Origin of the sequence: Nocardia salmonicida NBRC 13393, from assembly GCF_001613085.1 — a bacterium.
Taxonomy (GTDB): domain Bacteria; phylum Actinomycetota; class Actinomycetes; order Mycobacteriales; family Mycobacteriaceae; genus Nocardia; species Nocardia salmonicida.
The window spans coordinates 35,252-41,395 of sequence record NZ_BDBR01000069.1 but is presented as its reverse complement, the minus strand read 5'-3'; the positions used below and the strand labels follow the sequence as shown (position 1 = coordinate 41,395).

Genomic DNA, 6,144 nt, shown 5'->3' with positions numbered 1-6,144 from the left:
AGGTGTATCCAGACGCGCGTCGCAGGTTCGTGCCCTCGGCAGGACACACAAAACATGGGTAACCGGAAAACGCCTGGTCATCGCGGATTCCTATCCGATCTGACGATGTGGGTCCGCCGGTGCAAACCGGTGGTCGCGCCACCGGCGTCGATCCACGACACCACGCCGGCGGCCAGTAGTCTTCAGAGCTCGCCGCATCCCCGGAGCATGCAGCGACGAAGAACTCGCCGACATGCGGCATCGTCGGCGGCGAATCTGCTTCGGCGCCTGCCCACCTGTCGGCCCGGTGATTTCGACCGCTCGACCAGGACGCCAGCACGCCGCGCGAGGATGTTTGGCAGGCATCGCAGGTCCGGTCGGTCGGCGAGCGTTGTCAATGTTGTCGACGAGGAGACTGCAGATCTAGGGCTAGCGTGCCCGGTGAGGCACGCTCCTTGCCTCGGCCCGTCTGGCTGCGCAACCCGGACCAATACCATTCGGTCATCGTTTCCACGGCTTGATGTTTAGGGATCGGCCGCCCGGCTTGTCGCCAGTGACGTGCGGCGGTGAGGCTCGCGCCGAGAAGCGCCCAAGCGAGCAAACGTGCGTCGGCTGCTTCGCGGTTGTGCAGACGTATCCGTGTCGCGATGGTGGTGGTGCATTCGGTCATGGCTGACCGGATATGCCATTCAACGGACGGCTCATCCGGGACGGAAGCCAAGAGAAGATCATGGACCGCGATGTTGTTTCGGTCGGCCAGGTCGAAGAGTACGGACACCGTGGCGTGGATGCTGTCGAGTTCGGTCTTGGTCGTCGCGAGGACCTCGCTCAGGGTAGTCGTCAGATCGTCGAGCGACTGCTGAACCACTGCGAGGTAGAGGTCGAGTTTGTTTGAAAAATGTTGGTAAAGAACGGGTTTGGTGACTTTCGCGAATGCTCCGACGGTGGTCATGGTGGCGCCGTGGTAGCCGTGGGTGGAGAAGGCCGTCCGGGCGGCGTCGATGAGCTGATTGCGGCGGATCTGCCGGCCTGTCGCAGATGACCCTGCGGTTGTTCGCGATGTCGTGGTGGTAGCCAAATTCATTCCTGAAGGAGGTTGGGTTCGTTGCGTACGCCTCCGCGCCTTACTGCGTGTGAGCAATCGAGCAATCGCACGGTGACCGGCGGGTTGCTGAGGTCAGAATCCGGCTTCGTCCAATTCCATAACGGACAGATCGGTTCCGGCGAGGACAGCCCGTTCGGCAGTGACATGAGGGAGAACGGTGTTGGCGAAGAACGAAGCCACCGCGATTTTGCCATGGTAGAACGCGATGTCTTCGACGGATTCCGTGGCAGCCAGGGCAATTTCAGCGGCGACGATGAGGCGCCAAGCCACGAGCAAGTCCCCGACGGTCAGCAGGAACCGCACGCCGTTGAGACCGATTTTGTAGAGTTCGGCCGGATGCTCGGCAGCGGCCAGTAAGTGTGCGGTGAGTGTGCCGGTGATCTCCTGCACGTCTTCGAGAGCATGGGCGAGCAATATCTTCTCGGTCTTGAGTCGTCCACCGTCGGCGTCGGACTCGACGGTGGCCCGCACCTGGCCGAGCACATGAGTCAGGGCGACTCCGCGGTCTCTAGCGATCTTGCGGAAGAAGAAGTCCTGGGCTTGGATCGCGGTGGTTCCCTCGTAAAGGGAGTCGATCTTGGCGTCGCGGATGTACTGCTCGATCGGATAGTCCTGAAGGAAGCCGGAACCGCCGAAAGTCTGTAGGGACTCGGTGAGGTACTGATAGGCACGTTCGGAGCCGACCCCTTTGACTATGGGCAGTAGCAGATCGTTGACCCGCGCGGCAAGGTCGGCGCCGGCGCCGGAGATGTGTTCGGCGACAGTGGGATCCTGATGGCCGGCGGTGTAGAGGTAGATCGAACGCAGGCCTTCGGTGTAGGCCTTCTGCATCATCAGGGACCGGCGTACGTCGGCATGGTGGATGATGGGCACCTTCGGTGCCGACTTGTCGGAGGCTCGGATGAGGTCTGGTCCCTGGACCCGGGACTTCGCGTATTCCAGCGCGTTCAGGTAGCCGGTGGACAACGTGGCGATAGCCTTTGTTCCGACCATCATCCGGGCTTCCTCGATGATTTTGAACATTTGGGTAATGCCGTTGTGAGTCTCCCCGACGAGATAGCCGACCGCGGCAGTGCCGTGTCCGCCGAACGTCAGCTCGCAGGTTGCCGAAGCTTTCAAGCCCATCTTGTGTTCGACGTTGGTGACAAAGGCACCGTTACGGTCTCCGAGCTCGCAGGTCTGGGGGTCGAAACGGAACTTGGGGACGACGAACAAGCTCAAGCCCTTGGTTCCCGGTGCGGCGCCCTCGGGGCGGGCCAAAACGAGATGGATGATGTTTTCGAACAGGTCGTCGGAATCGGCGGAGGTGATGAAGCGCTTCACTCCCTCGATGTGCCAGGAGCCGTCCTGCTGTGCGATGGCCTTGGTCCGGCCGGCACCGACATCGGAACCGGCGTCGGGCTCAGTCAGCACCATCGTCGCGCCCCAGTTGCGCTCGACAGCCTGTGCGGCCCAACGTCTCTGCTGTTCGGTTCCGATGCCGCCGAGCACGTCGGCGATCAAGGGACCGGTCAGGTACATGTAAGCCGCCGGTTGTGCGCCGAGCACCAGTTCGTTGATGGCCCATCCCACCATGGATGGTGCGTGTACACCCCCGACCACCTCGCTCTTGGCTACTCGCCACCATTCGCCGTCTTGCCATGCTCTGACTGCAGCCTTGAATGGTTCCGGAAGCCGAACGGAGTGGGTCGCGAGTGTGAATACCGGAGGGTTACGGTCGGTTTCAGCGTAGGGCTCGGCAACGGGGCCTTCGGCTAGGCGCGCTGCCTCGCCGAGCATGGTCCGCACGATGTTTTCGTCGAGATCTCCGAAGGCGTCCGCGTCGAAGAGGGCACCGAGGTCGAAAACCTCGAACAGGTTGAACTCCAGGTCACGGACGTTGCTCTTGTAATGGCCCATCGGACCCTCACCTCTCGACTGTGCCCGCCTCGACCGGGCCAGGCAATGAATGGGCGCGATGTGCGCCTGCGCAGTCATGATGTCTCAGCCGTGCGGTCCTTGCAACCATAAGTAATTGGTTAATAAATTGGAGTGTGAGCTATCTTTTGGCTTTGAAGTGCGGTTATCCACTGACTGATGGTCACAAGTCACTTCCAGCTAACCTACTGCGAGGAGGGTGGCTCGATGTCGGGGAGCGCGATTCGTTCACCGACCTCACACAACAGACTCACGAGGTCGTCGCGGTGTGATCTGTTGCCGCACGACCGGGCTGTTTGAGCGAGCTCGAACCTGAGCTGTCGCCGGCACGGGCGGCCTAGTCCTCTTCGGCGCCTATGCGTTGAGCGCGGTCTCCTATATCTGGCGACATAGGAGCGCCGATGCCAGCGATCGGCCGGCAGGCGTGAGCGCAGGCTGCCCGGCGGGCCGTAACCGAATCCATCGCAGCTGCTGCCCGGGCTTACTTGCACTCGTGAACTGAGAAAGTGCTCCTATGATTGTCCTAGCAACCAAGTTCTTCGCTGTATTCACCAGACTGTTCCCTGTCGTGCTGTGTGAGGACACAATCGGAGCCATGCTCGTGCAACAACCCGTTTCTGCCTCGCCCCCGCTGACGGCTCGACTGCTCAGCCGTTGGCCACAGATCGCCGAGCGGATGCTGACCGAGGGCTTGGACGCCACCGCACCCGCCGAGCTGCCCGACGGTCACTTCACCGCCGAGGTCTTGCCGACGATCTATGCCTGTGGCAGGGCTGTCCTCGAAGCTATCGGCGCCGACCGTGAGTTCACCCGTGCCGAGGTCACCGCGTTCGTGGCGCCGGTGGCCGAGCGCCATGCCGAGGACAGACTGCCGCTGTCGATGCTGATCAGCGCGATCCATCGATCGGCACAGGCAGTGCTCGCCGAAGCCGCGGCGGTCGCTGACCCCACACAAATGGATGAGTTCGTCCAGGTGTTCAACCGACTGCTCGAATTGCTGCGACGCATCAATATGACCGTCGTCGAGACCTACGCCGAGGTCGAACAGTCGATCTACCATGCCGAGCGGGAGGCCCGGCGCGAACTGTGCTCGGCGCTGGTTCGCGGGCTACCCGCCGAAGAACTCGCCGTGCGCGCGGACACCATCCTCGCTGACCGGTACACGGTGCTGGCGATCCATGTCAGCGAACCGGCGCGCATCGGCAGCGCGGTCAACCTGGTGACCCGGCGCCGGATTCGATTGCTGCAACGGGCACTCTACGAGCTCACCGGCGCCATCACTCCCGCGACTTTCGACGGCGCGAGCGGGATTGCGTTGGTGGGCAACAGCTCTGAGTCCGACATCATCGACGCCAAGCGGTTCGATGAGCTGGCCGCCCGGCTGTCGCAGCAGTTCGGAGTCACGGTGTATCTCGCGGAATTCTCTGGAGTAAGCCGCGACGGGATTCCGGCGGCGGCCAAGGATGCGGGCGAACTGACCGAGCTGGCGCGTCTCTGCGGTCAACCCGGGGGCTGCTACCGGCTCGATGATCTGTTGCTGGAGTACCAGCTCACCCGGCCGGGTCCTGCGCGAGAACGGCTGGCGCAGCGTGTGATTCCGCTACTGGCGAGCCCTCATCTGCTCGAGGCATTGGAGGCCCACCTACGATATGGGGCCGACCGCAAAACAGCCTCGCGCCGCATCCACGTCCATCCCAATACCTTCACCTACCGGCTGCGCCGCATCGCCGAACTCACCGGTCTCGACCCGGCCGAACCCACGGATTCACGCATGCTGGCAGCGGCGCTCACCGTACACCGGCTCGGATCCTCTCAAAATCAACCCGAGGCCTAGGATGCAATATTTGTGAGACCGGTGCCTTCGGCCAGTGATCTGTGCGGTCGGCCGGTTCTCGCAGTGCAGGAGGGCGAAATGACTTCGACAGCTATACCAAAAGAAGTGCGTCGAGATTCGAGGGCTCGACGACCGTCACATTCCACTCGGACGACCAGTAGGTCAAGTCGCACTGCGCCGGCTGCTCAGGTAGGCGATGCTTCCTCCTTGTTATTCTCCAGGCCGAGATATTCGCGTACAGTCAGCGCTGCCCTCAACTTCCAGATGAGCCCCGGATCGTGGGAATCGAGGCGGGCGAGACGGTAGATCCGCTTCAGCCGATAGTCGACAGTATTTTGATGGATATGCATTTCCCGTGCGGTGAGTCGACGATTCAAACCGTTATTGATGTGCGCACGGAGGGTTGCGACCAGTTCCGGATCTTCTGCCACCGCGTCGAGGGCGGTTTCGAGGCGATCGCGACCGCGACCGGGTCGAGTCAGCTGATACTCGATAGCAAGGTCGTCGAAATGGTAGAGGCCGGGCGGTCGATGGAGTCGGCGTACAACGTCGAGCAATTCATGTCCGTCTTCGGTCGCGGATGGGATCCGGTCTCGATCTACCTCGATCGCCACAACAACCAGTGCTGTACGGCTGACAAGATCACCGATTTCCTCGGTGTCGGGACAGCCTTGGATCAGGATTGTGCCCCCGAGGTCGCTGTGCAGTGCGGACATCGGTTGTCCCACACGGTCGGCCAGCATCTCGAGGAAGCTGCCGGGTGAGACCGCGCCTCGGACAGAAGTATCAGCAGCCACCGCGAGAACCGTGTACCGGTCGGTGAGTGAAATGCCGCATTCTCGGGCGACGCTGGTGGCGTGGCGTCCGCTGAGGAGCGCACGGGCGACGGCCTGGTGTCCGCTGCGTTGAGTGGCCGAGGATGCGACCTCGAGATATGCCCTGGAGACCGTCGCGTTCACCGTGTGCATCGCATCCATGACATAGCTGATGTTGTTGTGGCGCAACAACTTCGTGGCGTGGTCGTCCAGGTGGAGCCGGAACCCGGTGTGGACTAGGTGTTGGACGGTTTCGATCGGTACCCCGGTGGCTGCCCAACGCGCAGCGGCGGGGTGAAGCGCCGCTCGCGAATCGAGCTTGCGCGCACCATCGGCATGTTCGAGGTACTCCACGACAACGGCTCGGATCTCCTCACGCAAGACGTTGCCTTGGATACTGCGGGCAGGGATGGCGCTGAGGACCCCGTCGACGATGTGCTGCGTCGCCCGCGGTGAACTCGCGGGCGACTCGAGCTGTGTGGGACTCATCGCGG

General features: G+C 62.3%; 4 protein-coding genes. 1 reads left to right on the top strand and 3 read right to left on the bottom strand.

The annotated features are described in order from the left end of the window. Positions 1-373 precede the first annotated feature (373 nt). Both NS1_RS37435 and NS1_RS37430 read right to left on the bottom strand, forming a co-directional pair. Positions 374-1,057, bottom strand: coding sequence for a TetR/AcrR family transcriptional regulator (locus NS1_RS37435; RefSeq protein WP_169812886.1), 684 nt, complete (start codon positions 1,055-1,057; stop codon positions 374-376). Positions 1,058-1,156: 99 nt separating this feature from the next. Then, the gene (locus NS1_RS37430) at positions 1,157-2,983 is read right to left on the bottom strand and encodes an acyl-CoA dehydrogenase (RefSeq protein ID WP_062992330.1); all 1,827 of its coding nucleotides are present in this window, start codon (positions 2,981-2,983) and stop codon (positions 1,157-1,159) included. Positions 2,984-3,596: 613 nt separating this feature from the next. On the opposite strand from NS1_RS37430, the gene NS1_RS37425 reads away from it, so the two are divergent. After that, on the top strand, positions 3,597-4,835 hold the full coding sequence (locus NS1_RS37425; protein WP_062992328.1) for a PucR family transcriptional regulator: 1,239 nt from the start codon (positions 3,597-3,599) through the stop codon (positions 4,833-4,835). A gap of 185 nt (positions 4,836-5,020) precedes the next feature. On the opposite strand, the gene NS1_RS37420 is transcribed toward NS1_RS37425, so the two are convergent. Beyond that, positions 5,021-6,139: a helix-turn-helix domain-containing protein gene (locus NS1_RS37420; RefSeq protein WP_062992326.1), complete on the bottom strand. Its 1,119-nt coding sequence runs from the start codon at positions 6,137-6,139 to the stop codon at positions 5,021-5,023. Positions 6,140-6,144 lie beyond the last annotated feature (5 nt).